A 14651-nucleotide genomic window follows, 5' to 3' on the forward strand; every position below is an offset into this window, starting at 1 on the left:
TGTCCCTCTCTTCACAGGAGGAAGTCTATGTTACCGACATCGATTTATTCGTTATCAGCAGGAGCGGTCGTCTTGAATGACCAAAACGAGATTCTTTTGATCCAAGGACCAGATCGCGGTTGGGAGTTTCCGGGTGGCATCGTCGAGCCTGGGGAAAGTGCAGCTGACGGTATCATTCGCGAAGTCAAAGAAGAGTCTGGAATTGAGATTGAAATCGTGAAATTTTGCGGCATCTATCAAAATCTCGAGGCGAATGTCTGTGCGACCTGTTGGCTTGCAAAAGCGATTGGTGGTCAACCGCAGACGAGCAGCGAAAGTTTAGCAGTCGGTTTTTTCCCGCTCGAAGAAGTGTTACGACGCGTAACGTGGTCGAACTTCAGCGAACGAATCATACATATCTTAGATGAACAGTCTCATCCGTTTTTCGTAGCTTTTACCCCATAAAAGGAGGAATGACGATGTTTCGTTTTGTCTTAAACCAGTGGCGCCGGCAACGTGGAAAATTCATTTTGACGCTCGTCGGTGCGCTCATCATCAGCGCTGGACTCAGTCTGATGTTCAACTTGACCGATTCAAGTCAGGGTACGGTCGAACAGACGTTACAAAAGAAATGGTCGTCCGCGTATGATATCGTCGTTCGACCGAAAGGCAGTCAGATGTCGACGGAATCAAATAATTTACTCGAACCGAATTATCTCAATGGGATCAATGGTGGGATTTCGTTTAAAAAATATCAACAAATCAAACAAATGAATGAGGTTGATATTGCAGCCCCGGTCGCTGTCATGGGGTATGTCATGTCTAATGTTTCCTTTGAAAAAGCGATTAAAATTCCTTCCACACCAGGAATCTATCGTTTTACAGAAACCACTTATATTCAAAACGGCTTCAAGAAGGAGCGACAATCAAAAACTGTGCTTCATCTTGCTCAAGGAACAAAAGTTCAAGTTCCTGAGAACGCTTCATTCATTTCTGAACAAATTGATGGTTTTTCAACGGCTGTCGCTAGAAATCCAGTCCTGATCGTCGGTATTGATCCAAAAGAAGAAGCACGACTGGTCGGTTTGGACAAGAGTGTGCGTACGACGAACAAATCCCGATACTTCAATTCGACCGACCACCATGAGTCAGATACTGCTAATAATCGAAACATCATCCCGATTTTAGTAAATCCGAACTCCTTTAATAAAGGAAGTTACGACTATGATATCGAACGTCTCGATGCTCCTTATCAAACCGAACAAGATCAGCAAAAACTAATTGATAAGGTTATCAAATCACAACCAAAACGGTCTATTATCGATTCTCCTCTTGCCTCTTATCCCGCTAAGAATATTCAACACCTGTCCATCCCAACCGCTAAAGTAGAAGAAACCTATCTGAGAACGATGGTTGAAAAGACAAACAGCTTACAAACGGATTCTGAATATGCAGAAGGAGGACAATTGGTTTATCAATCCGGTCCTCTTCGATTCCAATCAACGGCTAGTCCGTTTTCAAGCCGATGGAGCACAGCTTTTGAAGTATCCGCGACGCCGACACGAATTTCAGGAATCGGTTTTGAGAAGGAACTTATTTCTGATAAAGGGTTTCGTTCCCTCACATCAATGGGACAAAAGGTCAAAAGAGCAGAACCGGGCTCATCTAGTATCATCTTTCCATTTTTACAATTTAAAGTCGTTGGTTTATACGATCCTAATAAAATCAAGGTTTCAAAAGACCCGCTGAACGAGTTACCAATGGAAACTTATCGTCCTTCGTCTGCCGATCTTGTTTTAGATGCGAAGGGCGAACCCGTCAACCCAGCGAAATCGATTGATACGTCTGGTAATCCCGTCGGACTGTTGACGAGTTCTCCAAACATCCTGACGACGATTGACAGCGCGCGAGCAGTCAATGGAGAACAAGCGATCTCTTCGATTCGTCTTAAAATCAAGGGGGCTTCGACCGTCAGTGAAGAGTCGGAGCGACTACTCCAAGACGTGAAAAAGCAAATCGAACAGAAAACCGGATTGATGGTCACTATCACCAAAGGTTCCTCTCCTCAACCGGTCGTCACGAAGGTGATCGATGACGGCAAGACGCTCGGTTGGATTGAACAACCTTGGATCCACATCGGTGCTGCGATGACAATCTTCCGCGAGACGAGCGTCGGGTTCTCCGGTGTCATCTTCGCGATGCTTGCCGTCGCCATCGTCTATGTCCTCGCGACGAGTTATGTCTCGATGCTCGCGCGCAGAAAAGAATTTGCCGTTTTACTCGCACTCGGCTGGCGGACGAAGGATCTCTACAAAATCGTCCTGATCGAGGCGGCGATCCTCGCCGGATTCGTTTCAACAATCGCCTTGATCGTCGAAGGGATCTTCTCGTATGTCCGTAACGAAGCGATGAACGGCTGGAGCCTCCTCTGGATTGCGCTGTTCAGTCTCGTCATTTACCTGGCTGGCGCGACCTGGTCGGCGTGGACGATCCGTCGCATCTCACCGTACGAAGCAATCAAGACCGGTGAATACGCGAAAGCAGCTCGCGTCGGACTGAAACTTCGTTCAACGGTGACACTCGCACTAAAAGAGCTGATTGGGAAATGGAAGCGCAATAGTTTGTCCGTTCTCTCAATTGCTCTCCCAACGGCACTGCTGACGTTCTTCTTATTCGTGACGTTCCATTTACAAGGAGTGCTTTATACATCGTGGCTCGGTCAATTCGTTGCCCTGCAAGTCGGTCCGATGCATTACGTGACGATGGGTGTTGCGATCACGATCGCTATTTTGACGACGGGAGAGATCATGTGGCAAAACGTCACCGATCGCCGGGCTTCGCTCGCCGTCTTAAAAGCACTCGGCTGGACGAACGGCGCGATCCGTCAATTGATCGTCCTCGAAGGCTTCCTTGTTGGTCTGATTTCCGGAATCATTGGACTGATTGTCGCCTATACGACGATTTATGTCTTGTACGATCTCGTACCGTGGAATGAACCGTTGTTGATTGGTGTATCGCTTGCCTTACCGATTTTGTTCGGTGTCATCGCCGCCTTCATCCCAGCACAACTGGCCGCACGTGTTCAACCGTACCAAGAACTAAAAGATGCTTCGTAATCAAAGGAGTTGTACACATGAATTCTATTCAGGCAATATTTCTTGACCGAGACGGAACGATTGGTGGAGATGCCACTGTCCACTACCCTGGAACGTTTGCGTTATTTCCTTACGCTTCTTCGCTAATCGAACGCTTACGCAATCAAGGGATTTTACTGATTGCGTTTACGAATCAACCTGGTATTTCAAAGGGATTGGCGCGTGAAGAGGATTTTCGAACAGAATTACAGAACTTCGGCTTTGATGATACGCTGATTTGTCCGCATGCAGCGGAAGATTGTTGCACTTGTCGCAAACCTTCACCTGAATTATTATGGCAAGCTAAAGTAAAACACGATCTCCGACTCGATCAATGTGTCGTCATTGGGGACCGATGGAGTGATATGATGGCAGCTGCGCACGCCGGGTGTATCAAAATCTTAGTTCGAACCGGTGCCGGAGAGAGCTCCATTCGTGATTACGCTGATCGCGTGGAACAAGCAAACGTCGACTATATTGCCGACGACTTGACGGCCGCGATTGCTTGGCTCGATACGCAAAACTAAACAAACAAAAAGGCGCGCTTCCACAACGGAAGTCGCGCCTTTGTTAATGCTTTGAACGTTTTGGTTGAGAAGATGCGTAGACACTAACCGCTAACACAAATAAGATTGCAAACCATGTCCAAAATGACATGTCATCGCCTCCTTTGAATGATGCGTAGGTACTTTAACTATCTTCTTTTCATTACCAATAAATCCCTGCAATCATTTATTAGCAATTTTTCGTAACAGATAAAGCGCGTAGATGATCGATGGAACAGCCATCGCCATGAGGATGAGATGGACACTTCCGAATAACACGTTCACAGCTAGATTAAAATCTGACACTTTTGTTTCCTCCTACAGCTTAATACTACTTCTAGTTACTCTTCTAGAATAATACATTAAACCGTGTTCGACGCCTTACAATTATGTAATAAATTTCAATTCACATTCTTTTTCCAATACTTCACGTTACACTGAACGTATGAGAAAGAGAACGTAACCATCAAACTTCTTCTCTTTTCCTTAAACAATCAGCTAATCGTAATCGAAAGGTGTGAACGTAGTGCATATCTTAACTAACCAATTAGTCGAATTCATTATCGAGAAGTATCAGTTAAATGATTACATTCTCTATGATTCATCTTACGCTCGAGACAAAATGAATGATCAAACCGTCTACTCGTTTGAAACGTTTTGGATTCCGCGAGGTGCATCGGTCATCGAGGAAGAGAATGGCACGATGCTTCCTGAAGGAACCGTGCAGATTTCGATTGACCCTGTCACGAAACGAACGACGACGTTATCCTTACAGGGTCCGAGCTCGATTTATTCCGTGCCGAACGATTTACGTGATCCAACCACTCGGATCGCTTGGATTGAATCAGAAACCGATATGATCCATGGTACACATTTCATGCTCGAAGAAGAAAACGAAACTTTTTTCAGTTATGTGAGTTGTTACGAAGGGATTCGGCTGACTCCCGGTTGCTTCATTCATCTGACATTAACGGAAAATGGTCAACTCGATGAGTTGTTCCTATACGGTCCTCATCCGCTTGATCATCATGTGAACCAGGAGGTTTTCGCTTTAACGCTCGAGGACATCGACTTGCTAACCAAACAACAAATAAAATGGTTTTCCTACCCTAAAACAGGACATCAATACGCGCATAGCGTCGTCGAGACGTTCGTGACGCAAAAAGGGTCTATTCTTGTTCCAAGTAAACCAGATTTCACTTCCTCTATCGAAGTGAATGATGTGTTATCTTGGACAGGTTTACCGTCTAAAAAGTATGAACGGTATTCGTTTCAATCTGGAGAAACCGTGACGGCGAATGACGTGATCACGCAGACCGAACATCCTGATTTTCATCCGATTTCGCAGGAGACTGTGAACGCTTGTCATACCGTAATCAAAGACTTCATTCAAAACGAGTACCCTGCCGATTCCGGACAATGGATGATTCGGTATATTTACCGGCAACACCCTTACCTTGCTGTCACGTTGTCACGCGCGCATCCGACGTCCTATGTTGATCAGCAACGACGCGTCACGATTCTCCTTGACGAAAAGACACTTGACTGGATTAGCTTGACCGACGATCAGGAACTCCATACCGCGCTCGCATCCGTTACTCCACCGGAGCTCGAAGACGAGCAGCAAGATGTCATATTCAATGCATTACGTCCGTACCTTTTGCTCACGCCGCGTTATGTGTTCGATGTCTCAAAAGGTCACTACGTTCTTTGTGGTTTGCTTGACTCGAACCACGCTTACTTATCAGCAACGAACGAAGTCGTCTTATTACGCGACTTATAGGTCAATTCAGCCATTGATCTATCCGATTTCTTACGACTTGCGGAAGAACGAGGCTTCTCAGTTGTTCGAGACGCTTACGGTCGACTTCCTGTTTCATAAATACGTCTTCAATCATCGTGACCTTTTGTTCCCGCCCCGGAATCAGTTGATAGATGACGTACCAATCGACGAGTGCCATGAACGGACGTCCAGCTGAATCGATTGATTGTTCAGCAAACGGATAGACGAACACGCCCTCGTCATGGCGAACCTGCAGTCCGCTCATCAGATCGAGATCGATTCCTTCAATGATAAATTCCTGGAACACTTCCGTCGCGTAAAGTGACGTCTCGTCTTGTTCAACGACAGTTCCCATCTCAGATAACAATAGGACTGCCCGTTCGGCGTCCGCTAACGCGACGACGAGATCGATGTCGCGCGGAGTGATAGGCAGGCCATGATGGTGTAACAATAATGAACCGCCGACCCCAAACTGAATCTGTTCATGTTGCAAACACGCGACGACTTTTTCTAAGACTTGCTCAAGACTCATCGCCGGAACCCCGCTGCTCGAAACGGTCCTTCCATCGAAATCGTAAAGATGATTCGCGCAATTTCATCCGGTGATGTCTCGTTTGGGTGGCTCAACCAGGATTCGATGACACCGAGATGAGCGGCTGAGAGATAGGCAATGAGATAATTTTCTGGAACGAGCCGTTCTCCTTGTTCCGGTAGTCCCGAGAACAGAATCTGTTGCATGTAATCACGGACCCGGTTCCGAAACATCCCGTCACTCGTCGGACTGAGTAGGATCCGCATCAGCGTCCGGTGTTCATAAAGAAACGTCAGAAACGGAATGATGCGTCGGTACGGTGAGTCCTCCGTTTGGTTGATCAGGACAAAGGGAATCTCGCGTTCAAACGTCGCTTCAATCTTTTCAAAAATCTCATTCGTCATCCGCTCGAGCAGTTCGTATTTATCCGCGTAATGATGGTAGAACGTCCCGCGGTTGACTTCCGCCCGATCCGTCAACAACTTAATCGTCACAGCATCAAAACCAACTTCGTCGATCAGCTGAAGGAACGTCTCACGAATCCTCCGGTCAGTCCGGATAACGCGTAAATCCTGTTTTTTCATCGAAATCGCCTCTTTCTTCAACATTTTGTAGAAATCTGTCGCTTAAGCGACAGATGAACGTCAACTGGTCATTGCTCCCAGTTTCTCTCCCTTTTATAATGAAATTAATCAACACGTTGTTCAATAATTATTTCATAAAAGGAGGGAGAATACGATGGATTTACGATTACATGGTGTATCAAAATCATTTCATCAACAGAACGTTCTCCAACAGATTGATCTTTTGATTCCGTCCGGTGAAATTTGTGGCTTACTTGGTCCGTCAGGTTCCGGTAAGACGACGCTGATTCGTTTAATGATTGGTGCGATCCAGGCGGACGCGGGAACAATTCAGATTGGTGACACTTCGATGCCAAGCTTCAAGATGTTATCGCAGATTGGTTTCATGCCACAAAACGATGCTTTGTATGAGGATTTATCGGGCCTTGCGAACCTGCAATTTTTCGGTTCCCTATACAACATGTCCCGTCAGGATTTAGCAAAACGCATCGAGGAGGTCTTGACACTCGTCGATTTAACGAATGATCAAAAAAAGCTCGTTCGCCATTATTCCGGTGGGATGAAGAAACGATTGTCCCTCGCCATCTCAATCCTGCATCGTCCGACCGTCTTATTCCTGGATGAGCCAACTGTTGGGATCGATCCTGTGTTACGCCGCCAGATTTGGAATCAATTCCAAGCGATTCGTGCGCAAGGTACGACGATCGTCGTCTCGACCCACGTCATGGATGAAATCAATGAATGCGACCGGGCAGCATTGATCTATAACGGTCGAATCATCGCCTACGATCCGCTCGACCGTTTGCTCGTACAAACAGAAAACGGTCAGGTCGAGGAACTATTCCTGCTCGCGGGAAAGGACGTGACGTGATGTGGCAACTCGCACGACGGGTCATCCGTCAAACGTTGAACGATAAACGAAGCGTCGGACTGATTTTGCTTGCTCCGTTATTAATCTTCACCTTGATCTATTTCCTACTTGGAAACGATGACTACACGCCAGTCGTCGCCATCAGTCAAGATGTACCGACTCCAGTCTCACAAGCGATCGAAAAACAGGATCTGTCGCTTAAAACGTATAACGGCAGCGATGCTGACGCCTATCTCAAGGACCATGAAACGGTCGACGTCGTCTTAGATATGAAAGACAATCAGCTAGCGTTGAACCTCCGTGAACCTTCGACGAAAAGTTCCAAAGCGTTACGCGAAATTCAAGCTGGACTGGCATCGCTGCAACCGACGATGCAACTCGAGACGAACTATCTGTACGGAGATGTTGATCAATCGACCTTTGATGCGCTTGGCTTCGTCTTTTTATCGCTGTTCTCCTTCTTCTTCGTCTTTATCTTGTCAGCAATGGCACTCGTCAAAGAACGCAGTGGCGGCACGCTCGAGCGGTTGATGATGACACCGATTCGTCAAACCGACGTCATCTTTGGCTATACGCTCGGTTATAGCGTCTTCGCTTCCATCCAGGCGATTCTTGTCGTCCTGTACGCGACGACCGTTCTTGACTTACCGTCTGAAGGCTCGATCATCTGGGTCTTCCTGACGATGCTTGGACTTGCCGTCGTCGCGGTCTTGTTCGGCGCAACGATTTCAATCTTTGCTCAGTCTGAATTACAAGTCGTCCAGTTGATTCCCTTTACGATCATTCCGCAGATTTTCTTCTCGGGCTTGATTCCGCTTGATTTAATCCCGTATGGACTCGGTAACATCGGATATATCACCCCGATTTTCTACGGAGCGAGCGCGATCAAAGAGGTGCTCGTCTACGGCAACGGTTGGTCAAGCATCTGGCCGTACTGGCTTGGATTGTTCCTCTATGGTGCAGTGTTGTTCCTGTTGAACATGCTCGCTCTCAATAAATATCGCGGACACCAAAAAAGACACGGCTGATTACACAAGACGTGTCTGATTTTGCTCAAGCTGTTCGAGGAAAACAGTTCGTCGCGAAGGATCGAGTGTATGTTCCGGAACATCAGCATACCGAACGAGCTGATAGATCTCATGCGGAACCGTGACTTCTAAACGTGTTAACCACTCCGTCAGCGTCTCATGTGTCCGTCGCTGTTGCACTGGAGCAAGTGACCGATTGAACGCGTGCACCGCTTCACGAATTTTTGAATCAAGCATACTGTCTTCTGACGAGGACTCGGCTTCAGGCGTTAGCGGAAGCGATAGAGCGGTTCGTTTCGGTTGATGCTTTGATGGAAATGACCACTTCATACGGTTGAATCGTTGTCGACGATACAGATAGAAGATGATCACTAAAGCGACAATCCAAGGAGTCACACGAGCGATTTGATTGATCGCATCCGTCAAGAAACCTCGTCCAAGCTCAATCGGTTTTTTCTTTTTAGGTTCCTTCCGATATCTTTCGTGCCCAATTTTTGAAGAATCCGGTTGTTTGATGATTTGTTCTTCTTTCACATAGATGACTTTTTTAGTCGGTAAGATCTTACTCGGAATATGTACCCAGTTTCCTGTCGATTGATCAATCGGTGGATCGATCAATGCTTGATACGATAGTTTTACACCCATGATGCCTAAAAATAGGACTAGGCACGTCAAAAAAGTCATTCCAATGATTCGATGTCTCATTTCATCCTGCACCTCCAAACCGAATTGAAATCCGTGACACAAGACCTTTTCCCATATGTTACCATGAAAGGAGGCGATTCAGATGAGCTACGAAAAAGTATTTCAAATGCCAATGTTGCAGCTGTATCAGGTATACCGTCAAAAAGTCGAGCGCAAGCAACGGACGCAAGACGAGCTCGATGACGTGCTGTTCTGGTTGACCGGACACACGCAATCAACTCTTGAACAAGCCATAAAAACCCAAAACGTCGCTACCTTTTTCGAGCAAGCACCCGCCCTGAACGAACGCCGCTTTTTAGTCACTGGCGTCATCTGCGGGATTCGAGTAGAAAACCTAACGGATCCGCACATTCGTAACATCCGGATTCTCGACAAACTCGTCGATGAGTTGGCGAAAGGAAAAGCGTTAGCTAAAATCTTACGATAAGGAGGAATGCTGATGTCTACTTTACTCAGTACACTGGCGATCCTCGTCATGGTGACCAGTGTGACCTATTTCATCGTCTATCAAGTCAAACGAAATAAAGGAACCCATTACTCACCCGTCTATCGACTTGCTTTTAGTGGTCTGTTGGTCGGCTTGATGGTCAGTTATTTTTTGTTGACGTGAGTCGTGATTTTTAGTTTTTGATTTAAACAATAAAATCATTAATACAGTATTTGAAATAATGAAGAAGGTATACGATTGAAGATTCGAAAATGGATCCTTCCGCTTTTGCTACTCATCTGTCTTGCTTCACCGAATGCCGTAACAACATATGTGAAATGGACGGTCGCTCCGACGGGTCACTATCTCGAACGTCTTCAAGCGGCTGACATTCCTTATAAAGTCCGCCAACACACGCTTTACATTCAAGAAAAGGATCTGCGCCGCGTCACGTCGTGTTGTACATGACAAAAAACCCCCTCATTTCATCGAAATGAGGGGGTTTTCTGATCAATCACGAATTAGCGAATCGTTTTTAACGCCGTTGCCCACGGAATGACTTGATCGAGCATTTGGTTGACCGATGTTTCTTGAACGGCTGCCGCTTTTAAGACCGATCCATTCTCGAAATCAGTGAACAAGGATAACGCTGGATGCACTCGGACATCGGCAATCAATAACTCACCGAGGATGCCACGCAAGTGTTCTGCCGCCCGAGCTCCACCGACAGAACCATAAGAGACGATCCCTGCCGCTTTATTGTTCCATTCGACCCGTAGATAATCGAGCGCGTTCTTGAGTGACGCTGCAATTGAGTGGTTGTATTCCTGAACGATGAAGACGAATCCGTCTTGTGCTGCGACATCCTTCGACCAAGCAGCAGCACCTGACGCATCCCCGTCCTTTTCACCTAGGAGCGGTAATTTGTAGTCCGCGATATCAAGAATCGTATAGTTCGCGTCACCCCGTTGATCAGCGAGTTGTTTGACCCAGTTCCCGACTTGTGGGCTGAGACGTCCTTCACGTGTGGATCCTAAGATGATGCCAATGTTTAATTTCTCCATTTTCATTTCCTCCTCTTGTTTAGATGCGGTTAGTTACATTATCGTAATGTTCTCTTAAAGGTATTCTTTTTCGATTTTCCGCGTACTCCGGACCGTATCGATCGGACGGACCATTTGTTCGATCTGTGCCCGTTGTGGCTCGAGGAATGGTGGTAATGATAATTTCTCCCCGACCGTTTCGTATGGCTCATCACCCATGAAACCAGGACCATCCGTTGCCCACTCGAACAAGACACCACGCGCGACACGAGCATAAAGGGACTCGAAGAAGAAGCGATCGACGTAACCGGACGTGTTGAAGCGTAGCTGTTGCATCCGCTCGATCCATTCCTGTAAGGCAGCCGTATCTTCAACTCGGAAGGCGACGTGGTGCACCGTTCCGAATCCTTGACGTCCGCTTGGTAGAACGACGTTATGCTCAACGATGACTTGGGCACCATTTCCGCCTTCACCCATCTCGAACAAATGCAGGGAACCCGCTTGATCGACTTCGCGCATCAACATCGCTTGTTCAAGTACCGCTTTTAAATTGTCGAATTCCGCGATCCGGATGTGAATTGGACCGAGTCCCGTGATCGCGAACTCGAGGGGTACCGGACCGTTTTGCCACGGTGTGCCAGAAGCGACACCTTGATTATGCTCGTCAGAGATCAACATGTATTGTTGCTCATCAAAATCGACGAACGAGAGCGTCTGCTTGCCGAATTGTTCTTTGATACCACGGTGCTTGACGTCATATTTGTCAAAGCGTTTAATCCAGTATTCAAGTGCCGCATCCGTTGGAACACGGAACGCCGTCTTGAAGATTTCATTCGTTCCGTGTGACCCTTTTTGAATACCAGGGAAATCAAAGAACGTCATATCCGTGCCGGCAGATCCTTTATCATCGGCGAAGAATAAGTGATACGTCTGGATGTCATCCTGATTGACGGTCTTCTTGACCAATCGCATCCCTAGGACGTTCGTAAAGAAGTCATAGTTTTTCTCGGCACTGCTCGTAATCGCCGTCACGTGGTGGATTCCTTTTAGTTCATTCATGAAAAATCGCTCCTTTAATGGTTATTATCTCGAATTCGAGATATCAGTCTAAAAAATTTTATTGTTTTTTTGCTTGATAGCCGATCGTTTTGGCTGTCTCGATGAATGCTTCGAGGTCTGACGGGGCTATTCCTTGAAATACTTGATTGATCGCTTGCTCGTGCTTTGGAAAAATAGCTTCCATCAGTTGGTGTCCTTCAGAGGTCAGTTCCGCAAATGTCACACGCCGATCCTCTGGACATGCTTTTCGGACAACGTAATTTTTCTTTTCGAGCTTATCGATGACATAGGTGATGCTACTGCTCGTGATCAAGACTTTTTTCCCAATCAATTGAATCGGTTGCCTGCCTCTGTGAAACAGCAACTCAAGAACCGAAAAATCCGTCGGGTTCAACCCCCATTGCGCAACATCCTTCTTGATGACTTCATGTAACGCATCGACTGCGCGCACCATGACCGTTAATGCTTTCAAGTTCGGATTCGGTCGTGTCATTTCGTTCACCTCTATTGTATCTTTAATTCATATATCTTTAATTCGAGATAAATATACCATCTCGATTTTTGTTCGTCAACTGTTTTGATGATTATTTATATGACCATAATGCCTAGTAAACAAAAAACTGAGCCGAAGAAAAAATCAGCTCAGTTGCGATGAATCACATAGTTTTTAAAATAGCTTGAAGTTTAGACCCAATCAACGAGATCAGCGATGGCTTGACGCGTTTGCGCATGAGCCGGTGCTGCATTTCGGTAACCGAACGCTGCCATGACCGCGACATTCAGATTGTCCGTCAAATGTCCTTCTTCACGTAACAGCTGTTCGATAGCTTGTTGGTCGAACCCTTCGATTGGACACGAATCAATCCCGATTTGTGCCGCACTGGTCATCATGTTACCGAGCGCAATGTATGTTTGTTTTGCCGACCAATCCCGCATGGCACGCTTTGATGACACAAGATCGAAGTCTGATTCTTGGAACTGACGATAAAATGAATGACGACCTTTCTGTGCTTCAGGCGTTAATCCGATCACGTCCTGCATCATATGGTTGATGTAAGGCTCGTCAAAATGCATGTCCTGTTCATTTCGAGCCAAGAGGATGACGAAGTGGCTCGCTGTCTCAAGTTGTCCAGCAGCGCCCCATGCAAGCGGTGCAAGACGCGCACGAAGTGACTCATCTTGAATGACGAGAAAGCGCCACGGTTCGTAGCCAAACGATGACGGTGAAAGACGCCCTGTTTCGAGAATGAAGGCAAAATCATCTTCCGGAATCTGTTTGTCCGCAAATCGTTTTGTCGCGTGACGGAAGGCGAATGCCTCGAGAATCTGTTGTTTTCGTAAATCGGTAGTCGTTTTAGTTAACATGTTCTAGCCTCATTTCGTATGATAGTGACATCTGAAGTGTATGCCGCTCCCTAACAAGCGACAAGTACGCACTTTGAAGTGACATACTATCAATCATGTAACTAAAGGAGATGATCCACATGCAAATCGAAGAAAGTTGTGTCTTTCTGAATACCTATTCTTGCGCGACGGCAGCGACGGTTGAAGTGATCGGTGGAAAATGGAAAGCCATCCTGATCTATCAATTGCTTGACGGTCCGCTTCGCTTTTCAGAACTATTGAAGACCTCCGAATCCATTAGTCCGCGTATCTTGACCTTACAATTACGAGAACTCGAGTACGATGGGCTGATCCAACGTGTGACATACGCAGAAGTGCCACCTCGGGTCGAGTATTCGCTTACCCCGCTCGGTGAGACCCTTCGTCCACTCGTCCTGATGATGAAACAATGGGCGACCGAACATATGTCTAGCGTGCTCGAACATCGTGCTACAGGAGAACTCGCAGGAGAACTCGTTTGATGACGTTCTCACTATATGAAGCGCATCTACCGGTAACTGATTTACATCGATCGATTGTATTTTACGAATCACTCGGATTGACCTTTGATCATACCGTTGACGATCGAATCGCATTCTTATGGATTGAACCCGGAAAAAGCTGGATTGGACTTTGGCTTAGCGAGCACGCGAACACACCGTATCATCCTTCTATCCGACACATCGCTTTAACTGTCGATATCGACTTTTTACGGAATGCTCCAGGTTGGCTGCGCGAGCGTCAAATCGAACCACGCGCTGCATTTGGATTTGGACCAGATGAGCCCTTCGTGATGACACATACGAATTACGCCCATGCCAAATTGCATTTCAATGATCCGGATGGAAATAGTCTAGAATTCATCTGTCACTTACCGAATCCGAAACGACTATCGAAGAAGATGACACTCCTAGAGTTCGAGACGCTAACGTTCACTTAATGTAACGTCCATACAACGCGTGTCCTTCTCCTAATCGATAGTGATCTGTCCCAGAAAGAATATACGCCGTATCGTCAGGTAATCCGATCGCGTGATTCATTTGAGACAAGTGTTCCTGAAAACGGGTTGCCCGTTTTTCCTGGTTTAAATGAGGACAGAGACAACCGCTCAGCCAGCCTTGCCCCGTATCCAGGCAATAGTCCGTTCCGTCCTCACTCGTACGGATTCCGAATTCCATCGCATAGATCGCTCCAGCACTGACACCGACGTACCATGTTCCACGCTCAACGACTTGTTCAAGCAATACATCCATGCCTTTTAGAGCAAGCGTCTGAACGAGTAACGGGTAATTGCCACCGCCGACATAAAGAATGTCGGCACGTTCTATTAATCGTCGTTGCGTCGCCATGGATTGTTCGTCGTCAAATAGCGTGACGACCGAGACGATCGCTCCAAGTGCTTCATATGTATCTCGAAATTGGTATTGATATAACGATTCATCTCGACTTGCCGTCGGCAGGAAGACGATATGTGGCGCGTGTTTCGTCAGTTGAACGACATGCCGATTGATGAATTGGTGAGACGGAGCAACCAGTTGACCGCCTCCGATTAGCATGAGGTTCATCTTTTTTCTCCTT

The 14651-nt window shown here is 46.7% G+C and carries 20 protein-coding genes; 11 read left to right on the forward strand and 9 right to left on the reverse strand.

Annotation, left to right across the window (positions count from 1 at the left end):
• Positions 1–27: 27 nt before the first annotated feature.
• Genes KNQ09_RS05130 through KNQ09_RS05140 form a run of 3 tightly spaced genes read left to right on the forward strand, consistent with a single transcriptional unit; the run spans position 28 to position 3640 of the window.
• A complete protein-coding gene (locus KNQ09_RS05130; protein ID WP_214723299.1) occupies positions 28–444 on the forward strand; it encodes an NUDIX hydrolase in 417 nt (138 codons plus the stop codon).
• 14 nt (positions 445–458) lie between these two features.
• A complete protein-coding gene (locus KNQ09_RS05135; RefSeq protein WP_214857701.1) occupies positions 459–3095 on the forward strand; it encodes an ABC transporter permease in 2637 nt (878 codons plus the stop codon).
• A 17-nt stretch (positions 3096–3112) separates the two neighbouring features.
• Positions 3113–3640, forward strand: a complete 528-nt coding sequence (locus tag KNQ09_RS05140; RefSeq protein ID WP_214857702.1) for an HAD-IIIA family hydrolase — start codon at positions 3113–3115, stop codon at positions 3638–3640.
• Positions 3641–3841: 201 nt separating this feature from the next.
• Here the strand turns inward: KNQ09_RS05140 and KNQ09_RS17535 are convergent, their stop codons facing one another.
• Complete coding sequence (locus KNQ09_RS17535; RefSeq protein ID WP_256443265.1) at positions 3842–3964, reverse strand: hypothetical protein; 123 nt, start codon at positions 3962–3964, stop codon at positions 3842–3844.
• Between the two features lie 220 nt (positions 3965–4184).
• Here KNQ09_RS17535 and KNQ09_RS05145 point away from each other — a divergent pair, with 220 nt between their 5' ends.
• Positions 4185–5441 (forward strand): hypothetical protein, encoded by a 1257-nt coding sequence (locus tag KNQ09_RS05145; RefSeq protein ID WP_214857704.1) that lies wholly within the window; start codon positions 4185–4187, stop codon positions 5439–5441.
• 1 nt (position 5442) lies between these two features.
• Here KNQ09_RS05145 and KNQ09_RS05150 read toward each other — a convergent pair whose 3' ends face one another.
• A complete protein-coding gene (locus KNQ09_RS05150) occupies positions 5443–5973 on the reverse strand; it encodes a nucleotidyltransferase family protein (protein WP_214857706.1) in 531 nt (176 codons plus the stop codon).
• A complete protein-coding gene (locus tag KNQ09_RS05155) occupies positions 5970–6557 on the reverse strand; it encodes a TetR/AcrR family transcriptional regulator (protein WP_214857708.1) in 588 nt (195 codons plus the stop codon). Before KNQ09_RS05155 ends, KNQ09_RS05150 begins: the two co-directional genes overlap by 4 nt.
• 154 nt (positions 6558–6711) lie before the next feature.
• Between KNQ09_RS05155 and KNQ09_RS05160 the strand changes: the two genes are divergently transcribed.
• Together KNQ09_RS05160 and KNQ09_RS05165 are read left to right on the forward strand one after the other, a co-directional pair.
• Positions 6712–7428, forward strand: a complete 717-nt coding sequence (locus KNQ09_RS05160) for an ABC transporter ATP-binding protein (protein ID WP_214857709.1) — start codon at positions 6712–6714, stop codon at positions 7426–7428.
• Positions 7428–8456: an ABC transporter permease gene (locus KNQ09_RS05165; RefSeq protein ID WP_214857710.1), complete on the forward strand. Its 1029-nt coding sequence runs from the start codon at positions 7428–7430 to the stop codon at positions 8454–8456. The genes KNQ09_RS05160 and KNQ09_RS05165 overlap by 1 nt, the downstream gene beginning before the upstream one ends.
• Here the strand turns inward: KNQ09_RS05165 and KNQ09_RS05170 are convergent, their stop codons facing one another.
• A complete protein-coding gene (locus KNQ09_RS05170; RefSeq protein ID WP_214857711.1) occupies positions 8457–9140 on the reverse strand; it encodes a hypothetical protein in 684 nt (227 codons plus the stop codon).
• Between the two features lie 103 nt (positions 9141–9243).
• On the opposite strand from KNQ09_RS05170, the gene KNQ09_RS05175 reads away from it, so the two are divergent.
• The 3 genes from KNQ09_RS05175 (at position 9244) to KNQ09_RS05185 (ending at position 10056) form a co-directional block, all read left to right on the forward strand.
• Entirely contained in the window at positions 9244–9588 is a 345-nt protein-coding gene (locus tag KNQ09_RS05175; protein ID WP_214857712.1) for a DUF2200 domain-containing protein, read from the forward strand.
• Between the two features lie 12 nt (positions 9589–9600).
• Entirely contained in the window at positions 9601–9771 is a 171-nt protein-coding gene (locus KNQ09_RS05180) for a hypothetical protein (protein WP_214723318.1), read from the forward strand.
• Between the two features lie 75 nt (positions 9772–9846).
• The gene (locus KNQ09_RS05185; protein ID WP_214723320.1) at positions 9847–10056 is read left to right on the forward strand and encodes a hypothetical protein; all 210 of its coding nucleotides are present in this window, start codon (positions 9847–9849) and stop codon (positions 10054–10056) included.
• 53 nt (positions 10057–10109) lie between these two features.
• Here KNQ09_RS05185 and KNQ09_RS05190 read toward each other — a convergent pair whose 3' ends face one another.
• The 4 genes from KNQ09_RS05190 to KNQ09_RS05205 form a co-directional block, all read right to left on the reverse strand.
• Positions 10110–10652 (reverse strand): NADPH-dependent FMN reductase, encoded by a 543-nt coding sequence (locus KNQ09_RS05190; protein WP_050678013.1) that lies wholly within the window; start codon positions 10650–10652, stop codon positions 10110–10112.
• Between the two features lie 54 nt (positions 10653–10706).
• Positions 10707–11690: a ring-cleaving dioxygenase gene (locus tag KNQ09_RS05195; protein ID WP_035397186.1), complete on the reverse strand. Its 984-nt coding sequence runs from the start codon at positions 11688–11690 to the stop codon at positions 10707–10709.
• A 58-nt stretch (positions 11691–11748) separates the two neighbouring features.
• Positions 11749–12183 carry a MarR family winged helix-turn-helix transcriptional regulator gene (locus KNQ09_RS05200; protein WP_214723322.1) on the reverse strand — a complete coding sequence of 145 codons (435 nt, stop codon included), beginning with the start codon at positions 12181–12183 and terminating at the stop codon, positions 11749–11751.
• A gap of 191 nt (positions 12184–12374) precedes the next feature.
• Complete coding sequence (locus KNQ09_RS05205) at positions 12375–13055, reverse strand: NAD(P)H-dependent oxidoreductase (RefSeq protein ID WP_214857713.1); 681 nt, start codon at positions 13053–13055, stop codon at positions 12375–12377.
• Positions 13056–13174: 119 nt separating this feature from the next.
• Here KNQ09_RS05205 and KNQ09_RS05210 point away from each other — a divergent pair, with 119 nt between their 5' ends.
• Both KNQ09_RS05210 and KNQ09_RS05215 read left to right on the forward strand, forming a co-directional pair.
• Positions 13175–13555: a winged helix-turn-helix transcriptional regulator gene (locus KNQ09_RS05210; protein WP_251138095.1), complete on the forward strand. Its 381-nt coding sequence runs from the start codon at positions 13175–13177 to the stop codon at positions 13553–13555.
• Positions 13555–14013, forward strand: coding sequence for a VOC family protein (locus KNQ09_RS05215; protein WP_214857716.1), 459 nt, complete (start codon positions 13555–13557; stop codon positions 14011–14013). The genes KNQ09_RS05210 and KNQ09_RS05215 overlap by 1 nt, the downstream gene beginning before the upstream one ends.
• Here KNQ09_RS05215 and KNQ09_RS05220 read toward each other — a convergent pair.
• Positions 14006–14638 (reverse strand): Type 1 glutamine amidotransferase-like domain-containing protein, encoded by a 633-nt coding sequence (locus tag KNQ09_RS05220; RefSeq protein WP_214857718.1) that lies wholly within the window; start codon positions 14636–14638, stop codon positions 14006–14008. The two genes, KNQ09_RS05215 and KNQ09_RS05220, sit on opposite strands and share 8 nt — an antisense overlap.
• Positions 14639–14651: the final 13 nt, after the last annotated feature.

The organism is Exiguobacterium sp. s191, assembly GCF_018618955.1.
Taxonomy (GTDB): Bacteria; Bacillota; Bacilli; order Exiguobacteriales; family Exiguobacteriaceae; genus Exiguobacterium_A; species Exiguobacterium_A abrahamii.

Coding starts and splice junctions, on each gene's coding strand:
- KNQ09_RS05150 (WP_214857706.1), bottom strand. CDS start 5,973: ATGAGTCTTGAGCAAGTCTTAGAAAAAGTCGTCGCGTGTTTGCAACAT.
- KNQ09_RS05130 (WP_214723299.1), top strand. CDS start 28: ATGTTACCGACATCGATTTATTCGTTATCAGCAGGAGCGGTCGTCTTG.
- KNQ09_RS05210 (WP_251138095.1), top strand. CDS start 13,175: ATGCAAATCGAAGAAAGTTGTGTCTTTCTGAATACCTATTCTTGCGCG.
- KNQ09_RS05215 (WP_214857716.1), top strand. CDS start 13,555: ATGACGTTCTCACTATATGAAGCGCATCTACCGGTAACTGATTTACAT.
- KNQ09_RS05195 (WP_035397186.1), bottom strand. CDS start 11,690: ATGAATGAACTAAAAGGAATCCACCACGTGACGGCGATTACGAGCAGT.
- KNQ09_RS05135 (WP_214857701.1), top strand. CDS start 459: ATGTTTCGTTTTGTCTTAAACCAGTGGCGCCGGCAACGTGGAAAATTC.
- KNQ09_RS05220 (WP_214857718.1), bottom strand. CDS start 14,638: ATGAACCTCATGCTAATCGGAGGCGGTCAACTGGTTGCTCCGTCTCAC.
- KNQ09_RS05165 (WP_214857710.1), top strand. CDS start 7,428: ATGTGGCAACTCGCACGACGGGTCATCCGTCAAACGTTGAACGATAAA.
- KNQ09_RS05160 (WP_214857709.1), top strand. CDS start 6,712: ATGGATTTACGATTACATGGTGTATCAAAATCATTTCATCAACAGAAC.
- KNQ09_RS05205 (WP_214857713.1), bottom strand. CDS start 13,055: ATGTTAACTAAAACGACTACCGATTTACGAAAACAACAGATTCTCGAG.
- KNQ09_RS05170 (WP_214857711.1), bottom strand. CDS start 9,140: ATGACTTTTTTGACGTGCCTAGTCCTATTTTTAGGCATCATGGGTGTA.
- KNQ09_RS05180 (WP_214723318.1), top strand. CDS start 9,601: ATGTCTACTTTACTCAGTACACTGGCGATCCTCGTCATGGTGACCAGT.
- KNQ09_RS05190 (WP_050678013.1), bottom strand. CDS start 10,652: ATGGAGAAATTAAACATTGGCATCATCTTAGGATCCACACGTGAAGGA.
- KNQ09_RS05200 (WP_214723322.1), bottom strand. CDS start 12,183: ATGACACGACCGAATCCGAACTTGAAAGCATTAACGGTCATGGTGCGC.
- KNQ09_RS05140 (WP_214857702.1), top strand. CDS start 3,113: ATGAATTCTATTCAGGCAATATTTCTTGACCGAGACGGAACGATTGGT.
- KNQ09_RS05175 (WP_214857712.1), top strand. CDS start 9,244: ATGAGCTACGAAAAAGTATTTCAAATGCCAATGTTGCAGCTGTATCAG.
- KNQ09_RS05155 (WP_214857708.1), bottom strand. CDS start 6,557: ATGAAAAAACAGGATTTACGCGTTATCCGGACTGACCGGAGGATTCGT.